The following is a 20,534-nucleotide window of genomic DNA, read 5'->3' on the forward strand; positions in this document are numbered from 1 at the left end:
ACTTTGTAATTCTTCGCGCCATGACGTTTTTGGAATAACAAGCATAAAAAAATGAAAGAGAAAATATCAAATTTTGTTACACTTGATTTCGGTAGTAGTAAGATTGCTGTAATTGCTGCCTATATTAGTAAAAAAGGTGAAATTAAAGTAGCTAGTCAAAATTTGCATCATTCTAAAGGTATTAAATCAGGAGTTATATCAGATTTAAAAAATGCTGAAACTAGCATTGTTTCAGCAATTTACGCACTTGAAAAAGATTGCGGTAAAAATATAAAAAAAGTTATATTATCGTTATCAGGTGCCGACACTAAATCTTATTATATTAATTATACCATTAAAGTTAACGGGCAAACCGTAACGCAGCAGGATATTAAAAAGTTACTACAAAAAGCATTACTGGAATTTAAAGTTAAAAACCAAGAAATTATTCATTATTTCCCTCTTGAATTTATCCTTGATAATAATTCAGTCGAGAATCCTATAGGTATGTACGGTAGAGAACTTAGTTGTGAATTACATATTATTGCTGCTAGTTCAAATATGTTATCAAATATTGTACAGTGCTTCGCTAAATGTCATGTTGAAGTCACAAATATTACTCTAGCAATTTATGCTTCTGCTATTAGCTGTCTTACGAATGATGAAAAAAATCTAGGTTCGCTTATTATCGACATGGGGGATAAAACTACCTCTTTCGGCATTTTTTTTGCCGGTAAATTAATATATACGGGGCATGTAAATATAGGTAGTTTTCATATTAGCTCGGATATTGCTAAAGTTTTTGGTATTGATCTTGTTACGGCAGAGAAATTAAAAATTTTATATGGTAATGCAATGATACCTTTATTTGAGAAAGATAGTATTATAAATATGGAGGATTTTCAGGTTGATACTCATCATACTTTAAATACTTCCGTAACAATTTATAAATTGGCTGAGGTAATAAGAGCAAGGGCCGAAGAAATATTATCAATGGTAAAAGCCGAATATGATAAAGCCACAAAAGGGCAGGTTGAAGTTTTTAGAGTTGTAATTACCGGCGGCGGGTCTCAGCTTAGAGGACTTAAAGAGCTTTCAAATAAAATTTTTGAAAAACAGAGTAGAATCGGTAAACCGGAGATTATTGCCGGTTTTATAGAAGACTATAATCCGGCCATGTATTCAGCAACTATAGGAATGCTCAAAATTCATGCTCTAAAACAGCAAAAAGAATTTGCTCATATTAGACTTGATGCAAATAGTAGCTTCTTTAAAAAAGCTTTTGATTGGTTTAAAGAGAATGTTTAGAGAGGCTGCCCGCGTTGGACTGGAAAATGCATTTAGTGTCATTCCCGCTTCCGTGGGAAGGACATAAAATGATCCACGCAACAATACCTACTTGCAATGAGGACTTGTATTTACGCGGGCAATGTCATTTAGAAATATTTTGTTAAGAATTATTATGAGGCTTTTCTCTAGAACAAATTAGTACATTCCCTTTAACTTCGATAATAAAAAGTCGGTCGCCTGTTTTTGCATCGATTTCATTTGGAACAAGGTAAGCATTCATAATAGCACCGGACCATCTTACTTGTCCTATAGTATCAGAAGAAACTGTAGAACTATAAACCTCTACCGTTTTGCCTATCATATCCGAGTAATTTTTTGTTTTATCAGTTTTATTATAAACATATTTTTTAAGATGATAATATAATATGCAAAACCAAATAAGCGATAATATACCAAAAAATGTTATTTGATTTGTTAAGCTAACTAGAGGGTAGTTATATACCACAAGAGTGTTTGATAACGCTCCAAGCCCAAAGAATAAGAATCCAATACTTGAAACTGCAAAGAATTCAACAACTATGCAAATTATGCCGATTATTAACCATATTTCGGTGAGATAATTATTTATCATGAACATAAGTTTTTAAAAATAATATTACGTCAGCTATGTCTTGTGGTTTTGCGATACCGGCAAAGGACATTTTAGTTCCTGGTGCATAGCTACTTGGTTTATGTAAGAAAGCAAATAAACTATCATCATCCCATACGCCGCCAAGTTTTGATAGAGCAGGGGAATATTTATAGTCTGCTATGCTTGCTTTTGATCTGCCTGCTACATCCCAAAGATGCGGTCCTAGTTTATTTGGACCGTCTTTATCAAGAGAATGACACATTAAACATTTCTTAGCTATTTCACGACCGTTATCGGCGTTAGCAGTCTTCATTAATTCTGGTATATTTACCGGTGCTTGCTCTAGTGCGGTAGTATTTTGATTTTCTGATGATTCTTGAACCGCAACGCTGTAGCCGCGATGTTGTAACTCTAGAGTGGGCTTGTATAATATATTTGCAATAAATCCAACCATCATAGCAATTAAACTAGCAAATAAGATGGCTGCAACAATTTTATTTAATTCTTTTCCAGGCATTTATTTTGTTTTTTTATTAGAATTTGTAATATAATTTAAGTTGTAAGAGAAGTTAATTAAATAAAAGAAAAATTTATAAAAATATTTGTTCTTTGGAGAGAAAAATAAATGTCTGATTCAAAAAAATCAAGAGTTAGAAAAATATTTAATAAGTTAAAATCTTATTGGACTAGTTTTAGACAAAGTAAAATTGGTAAAATATTATTTAGCAATAGTTTAAGTTATGCAGTTTCCATAGCTTCTATAGCAATTGCAGTTTTTGGACTTTTTACTCCTATATCACCGATAATTATAGCTGTAGCTGTTGTTTCAGGAGTTAGCGTAGGAATTCAAGCTGTAAATGAGACTTTGAAAGTGCATGATTTGCGTAAACTTCATAAAGAGAATAATTTATTAGTACATAACAGAAATGCTAAAAGTCAGCAAGATTATATATTATCATTAGAACCGAGCTTAAAAGATATTTTGAAAAATGAATTATATACGCCGCAAACGGCAGGTAAGGATGCTACTCAAGATAAGTATGAGTTAAATGTAAATAAATTGAAAAGTACAGGACGAATATTTGGCAATAATTTAGGTGGAGTCGCAAATTTTGCCGCTTCTATTATTAAAGGTGCTAGCGGTAATGTGCTTGATATATTAAAAGCTACGGGTTACGGTGTAGTTACGACCGCATCATTAATTATCGACGGTCTTACTGAAAAGGAAAAAATAGAAATAAAAGCAATATTTAAATTAAATATAAATGAAGAATATAAAAAACAAAATACTCCTACATATGAAAATTTAGAACAATTAGAAAATTATACCAAGAATCAAGTATTGCAAACATTAGCTTTAAAAAAATTAATAACGGATAAGAATTATTGGATTATGAATAAAGACCAAAAAATACAAAAATTTCGAGAAATAAGAGGCAGTTTTAATTTTGAAATAAAAAGAAACGGTTTAGAAGAATTTTTTAGAGAAAATAAAATAACAATGGATAATAGAAAAGAGAGCTATGTTAAAGATATTAAAAATGTAATGAATCCATTTTATGAAAATCCTAGTAAAGCCGCAGGATATAGTCCTTTAACTAAAGCTATGGATAAAGATCAAGTTAATAATGCTGAAATAAAAAGGACAAAAAGTAAAAATTTAAAAAGAAAGCGAAATTTAACAATATGAAATGATTATTATAACTCACTGCTAGTTACAAATTTGTAAGAGGTAGTATCGCTAAATATTCTATGCAATAGTTCATTATTAAGAGCATGGCTGGTTTTGTAGCCTTTAATTGCACTTACAATGCTAGTGCCGCTGGTATATAAATCACCGAATAAATCTAATAGTTTATGGCGAACAAATTCATCATCATAACGTAAGCCGTTTGGGTTTAAGATTTTATCCTGCTCATCTATTCCTATAGCATTCTCAAATGAGGCACCTTGGGCAAGCCCTTTGCTTTTCAAATAATCAACATCTCTTATAAAGCCAAAAGTTCTAGCATCCGCAATATTTTTAGTAAAAGATTCTTGATCCATAAAACTTAGATTTTGTCTGCCTATAGCTTTACTACTAAAATCAATGGTTAAATCTACCGTCATGTGATCGGAAGGAGTACAATATAATTCACAATCTTTATGAACTACTTTTATATCTTTTAAAATTTTTAGATATTTTTTAGGAGCATTTTGTAATTTTTTTCCTGCACACTCAATCATAAACACAAAAGGTTTACTACTGCCGTCCATAATTGGTACTTCAGGACCGTCAATTTTAATAATTGCATTATCAATGCTGCATCCCCAAAGTGCTGCCATTAAATGTTCAATTGTTGAAATTTGAACTTTATGATCATTACTGATAGTGGTAGATAACAAGGTATCGGAAACATTGAAATAGCTAGCTTCAATATAATTATTTTCAGAAGATATATCGGTTCTAATGAATATAATTCCGGTATTTTCTTTAGCGGGTTCTATAGTTAACTGGGTACGTTTTCCTGAGTGGACCCCGATTCCGTAACAACTAACCAGTTTTAATAATGTACTTTGCTGCATTTTAGGCATTGTAAAAATATATTTAAATATTAATACTTAATGCCAAATTATACAAGTTATATTATGTTACAGAATATTACACATATACTCGATGAACTTTACAAATTGGCTGCGTCATCCTACAAGAGTTGCGATACTTACGTATTAAGTATACGCGCCGCTCCTCACCTTGTGGCTTCCTTGCTCTTTTTGAAGTTGATCTTCGTCTATGTTAGTATAAGACTTCTTGCATCACTTGCTAATAAGAAGAAATTTGAAGAAGATACGGAGCGTAGAACCGTAGCGTACATGCAAGTAACGTGAGGGCTCGAGTACCGGATCGACGTACAAATTACCATTATTAGCAAGTGATGCAAGAAGTCTTATTAAAATCTATATAATGTATACTTAATAAAATACCAAAAATGATAAGCTACAAAACTACCGACTACGGCAAAAACGGAAAATAAGAAATCACTGCCGTTAATAGTGCCGTAAGGTACATGAGATGATAAAGCTCCGGCATATATACCGATACTGCACATTGAAAAATACGAAAATAAAGCTGTTCTAAGTTCGTAATCCCTAAATTTATCAATTAGTATTAAAATATTGCAAATATAAATGGATCCTAAACAACTACCGATTAGTATTATATATAATATATTAAGGTTTTTATTAGTTCCATGAAGCGGTAGTAAAATAAAGCAGATGAGCAGAATTATAGTTAGTGCTAAATTAGCCAAATATTTATTTACTTTGCTTAATATATAGCATATAGGAATTATAGAAAAACATATTGCTAGAAACATATATTTTAGTATAAGTTTTAAATTAATTAATGCTAATTCTTTCTTTAATGCAAAAGCTTCATAATACCATAATATATCCAAGGTGACATAAGCAACTACGAAGCCTGTCAATAATTGTAATTCGATATTTTTTATTAAGGATGAAAATTTGGAATTTAAATTTAATTTATGAGATGTAGGATTATAATGCAGAAATTCGGTTAGTATATTGATACAATATAACAATGCGCAAATTACTATAGTATTATTTGTTGGTTTTATAAATGGATTTAATAAATCTACCATTAAGTTTCCACCCGCCCATAACAACATTATACAAGCTAAAAAAAAATATTTCTTTTCTTTGCTACTCTCAATAATGTCTAATGTTATAGAAGTGAAATATGAAAATGTTCCAAAATTAATTACAATAAAATTAATTTTAATTAGAGTATAATTTTTTAATAAAATTAGGTTTATTGTACAAATAATTAATAAAGATAAGCTAATTAAAATAATTTTTTGATTACTTAACTTATTAATTAACTGTGTTAAGGCAAAGCCTGCGATTATCGAACCTATAAATTTAGTTTGATTTATATGATTTATTTGTTCTCCGCCTAGATTTTTATTTAGCAGTAAAAAGATTTTAAAATTATAAAAATTTATAGCATTGATACAGGAAAAAATAAATATTCCCAAAAGTGAGAAAAAAATAGTTTTGTAATCGTTTTTTAAAGTCATAAATTAAGTGTTTGCTAAACATAAATACATGGTATATAACTCATAATTATAATGATTAAGATTATTATCTTAAAAATTCAAGAGATTCGTAATTCCATTATTTAAGTATATATGGATAGTTATTAGATTATCAGCTTTTAATTAAGTATGGTAGTCTTATTTATAATTTGTATATAATTATTGTTGAATTTTAAAAAAATTAATGAATTAAATAATATGAAAATATTTTAATGTAAGAGAAATAATAATATATTTTTTAGTATTTTAAAGAGGTGTTATTTGAAGTTTATCTAGAATTTCATTTTTGCTCTTTACTCATAGATAAATTATCTATTTAAATAAATTAATACAAGATAAACAATGATTTTTCTTAAGATACAAGCATTATATTAATTATTTGTTCTTCAAGTTAGTGAGCAAGATAGATGAATAAAAAGATTATAATTGATGCTAATTTTCCAAACGAAACAAGAGTAGTTTTATTAGGACAAAGCAACAATATAGAAGATATTGAATTTCAAACAACCGTAAGACAACAAAATAAAGGTAACATTTATTTAGCAAAAGTTACAAGAATAGAACCGTCGTTACAAGCTGTTTTTATAGAGTACGGAATGGATAAAAGCGGTTTTTTACCGTTTAGTGAAATCCATCCTAACTATTACAATTTGCCTACCTCGGAGAGAAATTTTCCGGTTAATGCTTTTCCTGAAATAGCTCTTTCCAATATTACGGTTGAGGATGATAAAGAGAAACCGGCTGCTATATATGATTCTTTGATTGATAGTGAAGAAATTGACCTAAAAACCATAGAAGATTTAGTAGAGAGTAAATTCCAGTCAGAACTTAATTTAGAAGCGGCTGATGATATTGAAATGATTCAAAGCGGTGCCCCTGAGTCAAATATTCCGCAATATAAACAATATAAAGTTCAAGAAGTAATAAGCAAAAACCAAATATTATTAGTGCAGGTTACTAAGGAAGAACGAGGAAATAAGTGCGCCGCTTTTACTACTTATATATCCTTGGCTGGTAAATATTGTGTTTTAATGCCTAATAAAGGTTCGCAAAACGGTATATCGCGTAAAATATCAAACGGGGAAGAAAGAAAAAGACTGAAAGATATTTTAAATAAAATAGTAAGCGGTGACAAAAATGTTTATAGTGTCATTGTTAGAACCGCAGGTAGAGGAAGTAGCACCTTAGATTTAAAAAAAGACTATAATTATTTAGCAAGGTTATGGAATAAAATTCGTAAAAGTACTATTAATTTTCCGGCTCCGTGTTTTATTCATGAGGAAGATAGTATAATACGTAAAACCATACGTGATATGTGCGATCACAATGTTAAAGAGGTGGTAATTCAAGGACAAGAGGGTTATGAAGACGCTTCAAAATTTATGCAGGATTTATTACCTTCAGAACTTGCAAAGCTGAAAGAGCATAAAAGTAAAACTCCTATATTTACTAAGTTTCAAGTAGAAGAGCAATTAGTTAAATTATATCAGCCTGTAGTGACGTTACCTTCAGGAGGATATATCGTTATTAATCCTACGGAAGCTCTTATTTCAATTGATGTAAATTCCGGTAAATCAACTTCTGAACAAAATATTGAAGAAACGGCACTAAAAACTAATTTAGAAGCAGCAAAAGAAGTAGCAAAGCAAGTAAAACTTAGAGATCTATCAGGTTTGATAGTTGTTGATTTTATAGACATGAGCGAAGCTAAAAATCGTAAAATTATTGAACGATCCTTTAAAGAGTTTTTAAGTCGTGATCGTGCTCGTATACAAACCGGTAATATTAGTCAATTTGGACTACTTGAATTCTCAAGGCAGAGATTACGTTCTTCTTTCTTAGAAACTCATTCGGCAATTTGTTCTCATTGTAACGGTAAAGGAGTCATTAGAGCGAGTGACGCTAATGCTATGTTAATTTTACGTACTATAGAGAATGAAATTTTTGAAGAAAGAATTGATGTAATAAATGTTTTTACCAATATCGTTTCAGTTATTTATCTACTTAATAATAAACGTGCTGAGATAAAATTTATTGAAGAAAAATATAATATAAAGCTTAATTTTTATTCCGATCCTAATGCTACATCAGATAGTTATTCGATTGAAAAAGTGAAGTTGTTGAAGAAAAATAACAATAATGTTAATTCTGTTAAGCCGGTAATTCAGAATCATAGTGCCGATTATACTGAAGAAGAGCTGAAAAAAGAACAGTTACGCAAAAATAAATATAAATGGAAAACAGCTAATAATAGTAATAATATTGCTAATGAAGTAAAAGATAAGAGTTTAGAGGCAAAAGAATCGGTAGAGCAAACCGTAAGCGTTGTGGAAGAGGTGACAGTTGTAGAAAGTAATGCCGGCTTAGAAGAAGCACAAGCTGCTCCAAAAAAGACAAAACGTAGATATCGTAATAAAACATTAAATAAGAAACGTCCTTCTAATACCGTCGAAGATACGGAAAAGAATGCAGAGTCTTGATTTGAGGGCTATAATATGTCATTTCTTGCATGGCTCGTTTTATGTCATTCCTGCGAAAGCAGGCATCCAGTAATCCTTAATGTCACCCTGTGGTTTGACCATGGGGTCCATAAAAATAATAAAAAATACTAATAATATTAGTATTTTTAGCTGGATCCCGCGATCAAGTCGCGGGATGATAAATGATAAACCTATCCACGCAACAAGACCTACGCGAGGATGACATAGCAATGCTGTAATGACGCGATAAAAAACATAAACTTAAAATAAAAGTGCAGAAAAGTTTAATTACAAAATGGTTGTGTATAAGTTGTATAATGGTCATAGCGACGATTGTTATAGGGGGGATAACAAGGCTTACCGGTTCTGGTTTATCTATAGTTGAGTGGCGTCCGGTAACCGGTATTTTGCCGCCTTTTAGTTTTGAAAGCTGGCAAGCAGAATTTGCTAAATATAAAGCTTTTCCTGAATATAACTCCGTTAATTACGGAATTACTTTATCACAGTTTAAGTTTATTTATCTGTTAGAGTTTATACATCGACTACTCGGTAGAATTACAGCTTTAATATATATTGTACCTTTAATATATTTTTATTTTAAAGATGTTATAAAAAATCGTGACATGATACCTTATATAATTGCTTTGTTGTTATTTTGCGTACAAGGCTTTATGGGGTGGTATATGGTTAAAAGTGGCTTGTTGAATAGCCCGTATGTTAGTCATTTTCGACTTGCTGTTCATTTAATTATCGCCGTAATTATTTATCACATACTTTTTTATCAACTAATAAAAAATCGTTATGATATTTTGTTAATCCCGTCACAAACAGATTTAAAATTACCATTAATATTTTCCGGTATTGCTATTACTGTAGTATATGTGCAAATTTTTTTAGGTGCTTTAGTTGCAGGGCTTGATGCAGGGCTGATATATAATAGTTTTCCGCTAATGGATGATAGCTTTATCCCGATGGAGATACAAGATAATTTCTTTGATCTTAAAAATTGGTATGATCCGGTTTTTATACAATGCATACATCGTTTAGGCGGCTATAGCGTATTTTTGGTTGTTGTAGTTTTGATAATTTGCTTGTTAAAAATAGAACGTCTGAAATTAAAAGCGTCTTTTCTAATGATTGCATTATTGATGCAGGTATCTACCGGAATAATTACTCTTTTATACTCTGTACCTATAATAATTGCCTCTATACATCAGTTTTTTGCTATAATCCTTTTATCTATAATAATTTGGTGCTATTTTTTAATAAAAAGTTCCTAATTTATTAAAAATATGATCATCGATGTCAATACTCCTATTTCTTCTAGATTAGATAAATATTTAAAACGTCTATATCCCTTATTGACTCAAGGAGTAATAGAGAAAGCATTACGTCAAAAACAAATTACCGTTAATGCTCAGAAAGCAGAAGCAAGTTTAAGAGTAAAGGGCGGCGATAAAATTTTTATTAACGATAAGTTTAATGTACCTGTTAAGCAACCTGAAAAATTAGTTTTTACCAACGCTGAAATTAAGTTAGCGAAGAAAATTACTACCGATTATTTGATATATGCGGATGATAATTTAATAGCTATAAATAAACCTGCAGGTCTTGCTACTCAAGGCGGCAGTAAAATAAATTTATCTATTGACTCTGCATTAAAATATTTGAATTATAAAGGTGCTGATTTTAAGCTAGTACATAGATTAGATAAAGAAACAAGCGGTTTGCTCTTAATAGTCAAAAATTATTTAAGTAGTGTAAAACTTCATGATGCTTTTAAAGAAAAATTGGTTGTAAAAACATATTTTGCTGTAACCTATGGGAAGCCAATTAAAAATGTAGGCGAAGTGAGAAGTAATATAGAAAAGAGTAAAGGAAGTACACCTAAAATTACTGATATTGATAGTGACAATGGTAAACTTGCCATTACTTATTATAAAGTACTTAAATCACTTGATAATAACTTATTTTTAATTGAATTTACGCCGGTTACAGGTAGAATGCATCAATTAAGGTTGCATGCTAAATTATTAGGTTGTCCGATACTTGGAGATGATAAATATGGTAATAAAGAAATAATGCCGTATAGTAAATATATGTTCTTGCATGCTAATAATATATGTTTATCTGAACAAATTTTTGGTCAAGAGATTAAGTTAGAAGCAAAATTACCGTTTTATTTTACTAGACGTCTTACATAACTTGTTTCTAAAGGTAATTTGTACGTCGATCCGGTACTCGAATCCTTATGTCAAGTGTACGCTGTGGTTCTGCGTCCCGTGTCTCCTTCAAATTTTTCTTTATTTGCTGCGTTATGTAAGACGTCTATTGATAAGTTTGTGGAGTGTTGCAGTTATGATTCATAGATATTTTTTATTGCTGCTTTTTTTTATTACTAATTGTATTGATTGTTTTGCAGATATACAGCAAAGAATCAATGAAGCAGAAAAAGAATATATAAGTAATAGATTTTTAAATGCTGTTTTTATGTTTGCCGATGATTATAAACCTTTATTAACCGGTGCTAAAGGAATTTTTGCTTTAAATGGCGAGCAATTAAAAGCAAATGAAATGATGCCTATTGTTTCTGCTACAAAGCCTTTTACAGCAGCTGGAATCTTAAAATTACAAGAACAGGCATTATTAAATGTTAACGATAAAATTTATAAATATCTTGAGCCGGAAATGTGGGGTGGGAAAGTGCCGGATTGGGCATATAAAATATCTATCCATAATTTATTAACGCATAGTAGCGGTATTACTGAATATTTTAGTTTTGTTAAACTTGATTTAAATATGCCTAAGAAAGAGATTCACAAGAAAATATTACAATTTGTTGCTTCTAAGCCTTTAGAAATATCTATAGGGAAAAAATTTAAATATAGTAATACTAATTTTGTTATACTCGGTATGATTATAGAAAAGGTGGCTAAAAAAGATTTAGCTAACTTTTTTTATGATGAATTTTTCAAACCGCTTAATATGAAATCTACTAGTTTTGCTTCATATAGTGAAGCCGCTAGAATCCAAAAAAACGTTATTAGTTCTAATTATCCGGTAAGATATTTTTTAACGCCTAATAATAGTAATAAACCTATATTTACTCCTGTAACTGCTGATTTTTTAGCAGTTCCGTGTGCTGACGGTGGTATAATATCAACACCGGTTGATCTTATTAGATGGTATAGGGCATTAAATGAGGAAAAAATTCTTTCTAAGAAATCGTATAAACTTATGACTACTAAATATTTTTTAGCAAAAGATATAGAAGGGCGTAAGTCTTATATGGGTTACGGTATTTTTCTTACTGGTCTTGATTCTAAGCGTTTAATGATTCATTATACGGGAACAGCCCTTGGAATACAAAGTGAAGCAGGATATGTTTTGCCTGATAATCTTTATTTTGCTATACTCAGTAATACTATGATAAAAATTCCTGAAGAAGAAAAAAATAAAATTGACATGAAAAATCCTTTAAATCAACTTGGAATAATTTATTTTAGAGATGCAATAATAGGGGCAGCTATAAAAAATTAAATAGACTTGTTGTATAACCTATCTTATAAAGAGGACTTTGAAAGAAATACGGAACGCAGCACCGCAGCGTACACTTAGTATGTGAGGATGCGAGTACCAGATTGACATACAAATTACCTTTAGAAGGAGGTTATATAACAAGTCTAATGAAGATAGTTACTTGGAATATTAATTCATTGCGTCTACGGATCGATTTATTGAGCAAATTAGCATATGAACATCAGCCGGATATTATTTTACTTCAAGAAACAAAGGTAGCTGACTCATTATTTCCTCTTGAAGTTATTAAAAATATAGGCTATGAACATGTAATATATTCAGGGCAGAAATCATATAACGGTGTTGCTATTATTTCAAAATTTCCTTTGAATAATGTTTTTTCATTGGAGTTATATAATAGTGATAAAAGGCATATAGCAGCTATAGTTAATGATATAGAAATACATAATTTTTATGTTCCTGCCGGCGGTGATATACCTGATATCGAGGTAAATACAAAATTTAAGCATAAGCTCGAATATATAAGATTAATGCAGGAATGGTTAACGACTAACCGTACTAAAAACGATAAAATGATTATTGTTGGGGACTTGAACATTGCTCCGCATGAACATGATGTATGGTCTAGTAAGCATTTGCGAAATGTTATCAGCCATACCGATATTGAACGCTCGTTATTGTTAGAGCTACAAAATGCGTTAGGTTTTATTGATACTAGCAGACATTTCGTATCACTTGACGAAAAATTTTATACTTGGTGGAGTTATAGAAATATAGATTGGAAAAAATCTAACAGAGGTAGAAGGCTTGATCATATTTGGGTTAGTGATAATTTAAAAGGTGCATTATTTTCTATGCATTTACTACCAGAAGCACGTGATTGGTCTTCACCTTCGGATCATGTACCATATTTTGTGACTTTTAATTTACAGATGTTACACCGTGGCTTGACCACGGGGGCCAGTTTAAAATAAAAAAAGACTGGATCTCGTGGTCAAGCCACGGGATGATAATAGTCTTAAGGAGTTAATTAGTGGATATTAAGTTAGGAAAATATAAGCCGACAAAGGAAGAATATATAAAAAGCTTTAAAGATATGCTCTTACTGCGTCGTTTTGAAGAAAAATGCGGTCAGTTATACGGAATGGGAGAAATCGGTGGTTTTTGTCATTTATATATAGGGCAAGAAGCAGTAATTTCTGCGGTAGATATGGTTAAACAAAAAGGTGATAGCACTATTACTAGCTATCGTGACCATGCTCATATTATTTTAGCAGGAACTGAACCTAAGTATGTTCTTGCCGAGCTTATGGGGCGTGCTACAGGTTGCTCAAAAGGTAAGGGTGGCTCGATGCATTTATTTAGTGTACCAAACAAATTTTACGGTGGACACGGTATAGTAGGGGCCCAAGTACCGATAGGCACAGGGCTTGCGTTTGCTGAAAAATATAACGATACGCATAATATCTGTTTTACTTTTTTAGGTGACGGTGCCGTTAATCAAGGTCAGGTATATGAAGCTTTTAATATGGCTGCTTTATGGGGTTTGCCGGTAGTTTATATTATTGAAAATAACGAATATTCGATGGGGACGTCTGTAGCACGTTCTACCTTTATGCGTGATTTATATAAGAAAGGGGCATCGTTTGGGATTAAAGGATTTCAGCTAGACGGTATGGATTTTGAAGAAATGTATGACGGCTCTAAGCAAGCAGCCGAGTATGTTAGAGAAAATAGCTTCCCGCTGATATTAGAGGTAAAAACTTATCGTTATCGTGGGCATTCGATGTCCGACCCAGCAAAATATCGCAGTAAAGAAGAAGTTGAGCAATATAAAGAGCGTGATCCGTTGGTAATAATAAGAAAAACGATACTCGACAATAAATATGTAACCGAAGCGGATTTAAAAGAAATAGAACAGTCGGTAAAAGAAATTGTGAAAGAAGCAGTAGAATTCTCAGAAAATTCACCGCTACCTGATGAAGGGGAGTTGTATACACAGGTGTACTGTTAAGGCGTCATTGCGAGGAAAAACTGTAAGTTTTGACGAAGCAATCTCAGAAATTTGTTATTATTTCGTGAGATTGCCACGCAGCCTACGGCTGCTTACAATGATGTTCACGCAGGCAAGCCTCCTTGCAATAACGTTTAATTTAATCAAATAAAAAAGAAAAATGCAAATAACGGTACGTGAAGCGTTGCGTGATGCAATGCAAGAAGAGATGATAAGAGACGACAAGGTTTTTGTCATAGGCGAGGAAGTTGCAGAATATCAAGGAGCTTACAAGGTAACTCAAGGATTACTCGAGCGATTTGGTCCTAAGAGGGTAATTGATACACCGATAACGGAATATGGTTTTGCAGGGCTTGCAGTCGGAGCAGCTTTTGCAGGACTTCGCCCGATCGTGGAGTTTATGACCTTTAACTTTGCTATGCAAGCATTCGATCACATAGTTAATTCAGCTGCAAAAACGCATTACATGTCAGGCGGGCAGGTCAAATGTCCGATAGTATTTAGAGGACCAAATGGAGCAGCAAGTAGAGTAGCTGCACAACATAGCCAAAATTATACAGCTTGCTATTCCCACATTCCGGGATTAAAAGTAGTAGCTCCTTATAGTGCAGAAGATCATAAAGGACTTATGCTTACAGCTATTAGGGACGATAATCCCGTTGTTTTTTTAGAAAATGAAATTTTATACGGTCATAGTTTTGACGTGCCGGAAATAATCGAGCCTATACCCTTTGGTCAGGCAAAAATTTTAAGAGAGGGTAGTAGTGTCACTATAGTAACTTTCTCGATTCAAGCAAAACTTGCCTTAGATGCTGCAAATGTTTTGCAGAATGATAATATTGATTGCGAAGTTATTGATCTTCGCACTATTAAACCGCTTGATACTGAGACAATAATAGAATCAGTGAAAAAAACTAATCGTTTAGTTGCAGTGGAAGAAGGGTGGTTTTTTGCAGGTGTTGGTGCAAGTATAGCTTCTATTGTTATGAAAGAAGCATTTGATTATTTAGATGCTCCGATAGAGATTGTAAGCGGTAAAGATCTTCCCCTTCCTTATGCTGTTAATTTAGAAACACTAGCTCTGCCGAGTGAGAGCGATGTAATAGAAGCCGTTAAAAAGGTTTGTTATTATAGTATTTAATGTATTAGCTTAGTTTTTTCGTCATTGCGAGCAATTGAAAGGAGCGTGGCAATCTCATAAAGCAAGATTCCAGAGATTGCTTCGTCAAAACTTATAGTTTTTCCTTACAATGACGATGTCAACGTTTTTAGGTATATCTACTTTGCAGCTCTTTTACGGTCGTTAGGGTCAAGTAGAGCTTTACGTAAACGAATAGATTTTGGTGTTATTTCAACTCGCTCGTCATCTTGTATATAGCTGATTGCCTGCTCTAACGTTAAAAGCATGGGCGGAGTTAGCCTTATGGCTTCGTCTTTACCTGCTGCTCTAACGTTGCTCAGTTGTTTCACTTTTAGTGGGTTTACCTCTAAATCATTATCACGATTATGTTCGCCGATAATCATGCCTCTATATACTTTGTCACTAGGGTTTATAAACATTTTCCCCCTTCCTTCTAGATGCCATAGAGCATATGCAACCGCTGTTCCGTCACCGTTAGAGATAAGCACGCCGTTACGTCTTCCCTCGATATTCCCTTTATAATCAGCATATCCGTGGAAAATACGATTCATAATCCCTGTGCCTCGTGTTTCAGTTAAAAACTGGTTGTGATAACCGATTAACCCTCTAGACGGTCCGATAAATGTAACACGGCTTTTACCGCCGCCTGACGGCCTCATATCAATCATTTCGGCTTTTCTCAGTGCTAAAGATTTTACGACTACTCCAACATAATCATCATCAACGTCAACTTGGATTTCTTCCATTGGTTCTTGTTTATTACCTTTCTCATCAGTTTGGAATAATACTTCGGGTCTGCTAATAGATAGCTCAAACCCTTCACGACGCATAGTTTCAATTAAGATACCAAGTTGTAATTCACCACGCCCTGCAACTTGGAAAGCATTTTTTTCGGCAGCTTCAGTAACTTTTAAGGCAATGTTACTTTCAAGCTCACGCATTAACCTAGCTCCAATTAAGCTCAACGTAACTTTTGTCCCTTCGCTTCCTGCCAGCGGTGAGTCATTAACGCTAAAAGTCATGGATAAAGTCGGCGGGTCAATAGGTAGAGATGGTATGGCCTCGGTTACCTCAGGGGAGCAGATAGTATCAGCAACATTGGCGTTTTCAACGCCTGCTACGGCAATAATATCGCCGGCTGTAGCATCATTTATAGCAATTCGCTCTAAGCCTCTAAAGGCTAATATTTTAGTGATACGTCCGGTTTCAAGTACCTTATTCTCACGATTTAATACTTTTACGTTTTGGTTAATTTTAACAGTGCCGCTTTGTACACGACCTGTTAAAACCCTACCGAAGAAAGAATTATATTCTCTAGTAGTAACAAGCATAGAAAACGGTGCTTTGTCATCGGCTAAGGGTTTTGGTACATGCTGTACTATAAGGTCAAAAAGCGGTGCTAAATCATCTGCTAAATTGTCTAAAGGATTAATTTTATCATCAAAGGTTAAAGATGCTCTACCTGCTCTACCTGATGCATAAACTATAGGGAAGTCAAGCTGACCGTTGTTTGCTTCAAGTGCCACAAATAGCTCAAATACTTCATCGATAACTTCTTTAATTCTTTGGTCATCTCTATCGATTTTATTAATAACGACAATAGGTTTTAAGCCGAGATTTAACGCTTTAGAAAGCACGAATTTTGTTTGCGGCATTGGTCCTTCTGATGCATCGACAAGTAGCACTACACCGTCAACCATGCTAAGGATGCGTTCTACTTCACCGCCAAAATCGGCATGTCCTGGCGTATCAACTATATTGATACGGATATCGTTCCACATAAGAGCAGTGCACTTGGCAAGTATCGTTATTCCACGCTCACGCTCAAGATCGTTAGAGTCCATAGCACGCTCAGCAACTGCTTGGTTAGCTCTAAATGTTCCACTTTGTTTAAGCATGTTATCAACAAGCGTAGTTTTTCCATGATCAACGTGGGCAATAATTGCTATATTACGAATAGATGTCATCTTTAAAAATTCTCACAAGTTTACAATAGTTTTTCGTATTATACACTAAAATACCAAAAATTGGAATATAAGTTCTTGAAAAAGAAACTGATTTAACTGTAGAATAAAAATTACTAAGAATTTTTAAACTTTAAAATAAGAGAAATTAATAAACGATAATACAGCTTTATTTATATTTGATTGTGACAATACTTGAGTTGGACATTCGCATAATTATATCGGAGAGAGGTTAGGAGGTTTAATAGCACATAATATACAAAATCGCTTTTTTAGCTCCTATAAAGAACGAGAGCAAGAAAAAGTTAGGCTTGAGCAAAAATTTTCTATAGAGTTGATGGAGAAATTCCTAGATAATGAAAATTTAGATTGGAAGAATGAAGAGCAAATAGCACGCCTTTTTAAGAATATTATATTATCCGATCATAAATAGCTATAGCATTATTTAATGATTATCCTCATGCTGTAAAATATGCATTAGAAAGGTTACTAGGAAAGGAAGATGCAGCAAAAATTTATATAAAATCAGCTTTACCTTCTAATAATTTTGAAGAAATACAAAAATTGTACTAAAAAAGAATATATAAGAGCAATAATTAATAATACCGAAATAACTAATAAAAAAACGTATTTTTCATGGATGATGATATTAAACATGTCAATGCTGCAAAAGACTATGGTATTACAGTAGTTTTGGTTAAGAACAAAGGAACAGAGCATATTCATGAAGCTTTTAATTTTTTATATGAATTTAATGAACAGCATGAAATTTATGTTGAGCTAGAAGAACCGGCTACTGAATCTTTACTTAGTGATGAAGAGAGTACCTATTTCAGTCCTGAAGCAATAAAAGCTATTTCGTTTGAACCTATTTCTAGTGATTATTATTCGGATGGCGAATATACCCCATGCATGGGGAGACGGGAATGTGCCAATGTTAGGTAAAGGTTAAGTTTTTAATTATAGACAAATTGCTTGATGTTATTTATTCTTAGATTAATAAGGGTGTTGCGCCAGTGTCATTCCCGCGTAGGCGGGACTCCAGTCATCTTGAATGTCATCCCGCGACTTGATCGCGGGATCTCAGGATACTGCCTGTGGTACAAGATCCTGTGGTCAAGCCACGGGATGACAATCCTAGCCGACACCGTTTAACCTAAAAGGGATCAAAGATGATATACCGAATATTATGTTTATGCATATTCATAATAAATTTCTCAACGATTACGGAGGCACAAAATGTGCCAATTAAAGAAGATAATTTTAAAGTTAGAGTAGCTGTTGCTGATGTACAATCTATATTGGAAGGTTCGATCGCTATAAAAGATTTGCGTAATAAAATCGAAAAGCTTAATCATAAAATTCAAGAGGATATTGCTGTAAAAGAAGCAGAATTTAAACCGCTGGAAGAGAAGTTGTTAAATGAGCGTTCTCATTTAAGTGAAACCGAATTTGAGCATAAAGTAAATGAATTTAATGCAAAAGTTAGCTACGTTAGAAAAGAAATTCAGATTAAGAAAACAAAGCTTGAACAAGCCCACGCTGAGGCTATGAGTAGAATCCATGAAACAACTATTACAATAATTAGTGAACTTGCCGAGAAATATAACCTTAATTTGGTAATTCCAAGTGCTCAAGTCTTATATGCCAAAAATAATTTGAATATAACTTCCGAAGTGACTTTTCTGTTGAATGAGAGATTAAAAGGAGTAACGATAAACTATTGATAGTGTTGTATGGAAAAATAACTTCAATATTGATACAGAAGTTACATATCTGATAAAATAAATCTATAAAAACTAGTTTTTATAGGTTTTACTGGATTCCCGCCTACGTGGGAATGATATAAACAATAGAGTATTGAATATGGCAGAATTTACACCGATTACAATTGCATACGGGGACGGTATAGGTCCTGAAATAATGGAGGCAGTGCTTTATATATTACGTAAAGCTGAGGCTCGTATTCGTTTAGAAACCATTGAAGTAGGTGAAAAGCTTTACAAGAAGCATTATACTTCAGGCATAAGCGAGGAAAGCTGGGAATCAATACAACGCACTGGTATTATACTTAAAGCCCCGATTACTACTCCGCAAGGTGGAGGATATAAAAGTTTAAATGTCACGATTCGTAAAACATTACAGCTCTTTGCTAATATTCGTCCTTCCGTTTCGTTTCATCCTTTTACTAGAACATTACATCCAAATTTGAACCTAACTATTATACGTGAGAATGAGGAAGATTTATACGCAGGTATAGAATACCGCCAAACGCATAATATGTATGAGTCAATGAAGTTGATAAGTCATACAGGATGTGAGAAGATTATTAGATATGCTTTTGAATATGCAGTAAAAAATAACCGTAAAAAAGTCACGTGTTTAAGCAAAGATAATATTATGAAATTTTCTGATGGGGTTTTACATAAAGTATTTAATGAGATTGCAAAAGAATACCCGCAAATTAATAACGCGCATTATATTATCGATATCGGGATGGCAAGGCTTGCTACCAAACCGGAAATATTTGACGTTATCGTAACTTCTAATTTATACGGTGATATCATATCTGACGTAGCTGCTGAAATGTCAGGCTCGGTAGGTCTTGCAGGTTCTGCAAATATTGGGCAGCATTATGCGATGTTTGAAGCGGTACATGGAAGTGCTCCCGATATTGCCGGTAAAGATATCGCAAATCCGTCAGGGCTTTTAAATGCTGCAATAATGATGCTAGTACATATAGGGCAGGGTGATATCGCTACATTAATCGAAAATGCTTGGAAAAAAACTATAGAGGATGGCGTTCATACAGCCGATATATATAACGAGCAGAGTTCTAGTAAAAAAGTCGGTACAAAAGAATTTGTCAAAGAAGTAACGAAAAGATTAGGAAAGTTACCGACAAAGCTACCTAAAGCAGATTATCCCTTAATTGCTGAGAAGCAAGAAAGCAATATAGATTATAAAATTGATACTAAAGAAGTTAAGAAATTGGTCGGTACGGATATATTTGTGAATATGAATGTATCTTCCGCTCACGATATAGCAAATAAAATTAATAAACTTGATCTTGGTAATTTTGAGTTAAAAACAATCTCGTCAAAAGGATTAAAGCTGTGGCCTCGTGATACAAGGTTTGAAACTGTTTCCGATCATTGGTGTTGTCGTTTTATGAATAAAGACGGCACAGAAATAAAGCATTTAGATATAACAAGATTGCTTGAAGCTTTAAGCACAGCAAATATCGATTTTATCAAAGTAGAGAATCTGTGTGAATTTGACGGGGTTGCAGGTTATAGCTTGGCTCAAGGTGAGTAAAAACGTCATTGCGAGTGAACTTTAGTTCGTGCGGCAATCTCAGGACTTTTGCATGAGATTGCTTCGTCAATTATTTCATA

Annotated in this window: 16 protein-coding genes and 4 pseudogenes; 14 read left to right on the forward strand and 6 right to left on the reverse strand. The window is 32.9% G+C overall.

The window, feature by feature from the left end; all coding sequences use genetic code 11:
• Positions 1 to 51: 51 nt before the first annotated feature.
• Entirely contained in the window at positions 52 to 1,287 is a 1,236-nt protein-coding gene (ftsA, locus tag ACPKKV_RS03095; RefSeq protein WP_064463305.1) for a cell division protein FtsA, read from the forward strand.
• 142 nt (positions 1,288 to 1,429) lie between these two features.
• Here the strand turns inward: ftsA and ACPKKV_RS03100 are convergent, their stop codons facing one another.
• Both ACPKKV_RS03100 and ACPKKV_RS03105 read right to left on the reverse strand, forming a co-directional pair.
• The gene (locus ACPKKV_RS03100; protein WP_392506138.1) at positions 1,430 to 1,906 is read right to left on the reverse strand and encodes an NfeD family protein; all 477 of its coding nucleotides are present in this window, start codon (positions 1,904 to 1,906) and stop codon (positions 1,430 to 1,432) included.
• A complete protein-coding gene (locus ACPKKV_RS03105) occupies positions 1,890 to 2,417 on the reverse strand; it encodes a c-type cytochrome (RefSeq protein ID WP_392506139.1) in 528 nt (175 codons plus the stop codon). The genes ACPKKV_RS03100 and ACPKKV_RS03105 overlap by 17 nt, the downstream gene beginning before the upstream one ends.
• Positions 2,418 to 2,525: 108 nt before the next feature.
• On the opposite strand from ACPKKV_RS03105, the gene ACPKKV_RS03110 reads away from it, so the two are divergent.
• Positions 2,526 to 3,590, forward strand: a complete 1,065-nt coding sequence (locus ACPKKV_RS03110) for a hypothetical protein (RefSeq protein ID WP_392506140.1) — start codon at positions 2,526 to 2,528, stop codon at positions 3,588 to 3,590.
• Positions 3,591 to 3,598: 8 nt separating this feature from the next.
• On the opposite strand, the gene lpxC is transcribed toward ACPKKV_RS03110, so the two are convergent.
• Together lpxC and ACPKKV_RS03120 are read right to left on the reverse strand one after the other, a co-directional pair.
• Positions 3,599 to 4,465 (reverse strand): UDP-3-O-acyl-N-acetylglucosamine deacetylase, encoded by an 867-nt coding sequence (gene lpxC, locus ACPKKV_RS03115; RefSeq protein WP_392506141.1) that lies wholly within the window; start codon positions 4,463 to 4,465, stop codon positions 3,599 to 3,601.
• A gap of 365 nt (positions 4,466 to 4,830) precedes the next feature.
• Positions 4,831 to 5,979: a hypothetical protein gene (locus ACPKKV_RS03120; protein ID WP_392506142.1), complete on the reverse strand. Its 1,149-nt coding sequence runs from the start codon at positions 5,977 to 5,979 to the stop codon at positions 4,831 to 4,833.
• A gap of 425 nt (positions 5,980 to 6,404) precedes the next feature.
• Between ACPKKV_RS03120 and ACPKKV_RS03125 the strand changes: the two genes are divergently transcribed.
• From ACPKKV_RS03125 to ACPKKV_RS03135, 3 genes are all read left to right on the forward strand, one after another.
• Complete coding sequence (locus ACPKKV_RS03125) at positions 6,405 to 8,477, forward strand: Rne/Rng family ribonuclease (RefSeq protein ID WP_392506143.1); 2,073 nt, start codon at positions 6,405 to 6,407, stop codon at positions 8,475 to 8,477.
• Positions 8,478 to 8,749: 272 nt separating this feature from the next.
• Positions 8,750 to 9,757 (forward strand): COX15/CtaA family protein, encoded by a 1,008-nt coding sequence (locus tag ACPKKV_RS03130; RefSeq protein ID WP_392506144.1) that lies wholly within the window; start codon positions 8,750 to 8,752, stop codon positions 9,755 to 9,757.
• 12 nt (positions 9,758 to 9,769) lie between these two features.
• Positions 9,770 to 10,681, forward strand: coding sequence for an RluA family pseudouridine synthase (locus tag ACPKKV_RS03135; protein WP_392506145.1), 912 nt, complete (start codon positions 9,770 to 9,772; stop codon positions 10,679 to 10,681).
• Here ACPKKV_RS03135 and ACPKKV_RS03140 read toward each other — a convergent pair.
• Positions 10,663 to 10,791, reverse strand: a pseudogene (locus ACPKKV_RS03140) (palindromic element RPE1 domain-containing protein); the annotation flags it as partial. The gene ACPKKV_RS03135 and the pseudogene ACPKKV_RS03140 overlap by 19 nt on opposite strands.
• Before the next feature lie 44 nt (positions 10,792 to 10,835).
• Between ACPKKV_RS03140 and ACPKKV_RS03145 the strand changes: the two are divergent.
• The 5 genes and pseudogenes from ACPKKV_RS03145 to ACPKKV_RS03165 all read left to right on the forward strand — a co-directional run bounded on the left by ACPKKV_RS03145 (position 10,836) and on the right by ACPKKV_RS03165 (position 15,172).
• Positions 10,836 to 12,017 carry a serine hydrolase domain-containing protein gene (locus ACPKKV_RS03145; protein WP_392506146.1) on the forward strand — a complete coding sequence of 394 codons (1,182 nt, stop codon included), beginning with the start codon at positions 10,836 to 10,838 and terminating at the stop codon, positions 12,015 to 12,017.
• Positions 12,018 to 12,187 (forward strand): annotated as a pseudogene (locus ACPKKV_RS03150) (palindromic element RPE1 domain-containing protein); the annotation flags it as partial.
• Complete coding sequence (xth, locus tag ACPKKV_RS03155) at positions 12,164 to 12,991, forward strand: exodeoxyribonuclease III (protein WP_392506936.1); 828 nt, start codon at positions 12,164 to 12,166, stop codon at positions 12,989 to 12,991. The pseudogene ACPKKV_RS03150 and the gene xth, both read left to right, overlap by 24 nt.
• Positions 12,992 to 13,050: 59 nt before the next feature.
• Positions 13,051 to 14,031 (forward strand): pyruvate dehydrogenase (acetyl-transferring) E1 component subunit alpha, encoded by a 981-nt coding sequence (gene pdhA / locus ACPKKV_RS03160; protein WP_392506147.1) that lies wholly within the window; start codon positions 13,051 to 13,053, stop codon positions 14,029 to 14,031.
• A 160-nt stretch (positions 14,032 to 14,191) separates the two neighbouring features.
• Positions 14,192 to 15,172 (forward strand): pyruvate dehydrogenase complex E1 component subunit beta, encoded by a 981-nt coding sequence (locus tag ACPKKV_RS03165; protein WP_392506148.1) that lies wholly within the window; start codon positions 14,192 to 14,194, stop codon positions 15,170 to 15,172.
• A gap of 137 nt (positions 15,173 to 15,309) precedes the next feature.
• On the opposite strand, the gene typA is transcribed toward ACPKKV_RS03165, so the two are convergent.
• Positions 15,310 to 17,139 (reverse strand): translational GTPase TypA, encoded by a 1,830-nt coding sequence (gene typA, locus ACPKKV_RS03170; protein WP_392506150.1) that lies wholly within the window; start codon positions 17,137 to 17,139, stop codon positions 15,310 to 15,312.
• A gap of 148 nt (positions 17,140 to 17,287) precedes the next feature.
• On the opposite strand from typA, the pseudogene ACPKKV_RS03175 reads away from it, so the two are divergent.
• The 4 genes and pseudogenes from ACPKKV_RS03175 to ACPKKV_RS03190 all read left to right on the forward strand — a co-directional run bounded on the left by ACPKKV_RS03175 (position 17,288) and on the right by ACPKKV_RS03190 (position 20,454).
• Positions 17,288 to 17,569, forward strand: a pseudogene (locus ACPKKV_RS03175) (hypothetical protein).
• 335 nt (positions 17,570 to 17,904) lie between these two features.
• A pseudogene (locus tag ACPKKV_RS03180) lies at positions 17,905 to 18,088 on the forward strand (hypothetical protein).
• Between the two features lie 220 nt (positions 18,089 to 18,308).
• Positions 18,309 to 18,863, forward strand: coding sequence for an OmpH family outer membrane protein (locus tag ACPKKV_RS03185; protein ID WP_392506151.1), 555 nt, complete (start codon positions 18,309 to 18,311; stop codon positions 18,861 to 18,863).
• Positions 18,864 to 19,002: 139 nt separating this feature from the next.
• Positions 19,003 to 20,454, forward strand: coding sequence for an NADP-dependent isocitrate dehydrogenase (locus ACPKKV_RS03190; protein ID WP_392506153.1), 1,452 nt, complete (start codon positions 19,003 to 19,005; stop codon positions 20,452 to 20,454).
• Positions 20,455 to 20,534: the final 80 nt, after the last annotated feature.

It is taken from the genome of Rickettsia finnyi, from assembly GCF_049668125.1.
Classification (GTDB): Bacteria; Pseudomonadota; Alphaproteobacteria; order Rickettsiales; family Rickettsiaceae; genus Rickettsia; species Rickettsia kotlanii.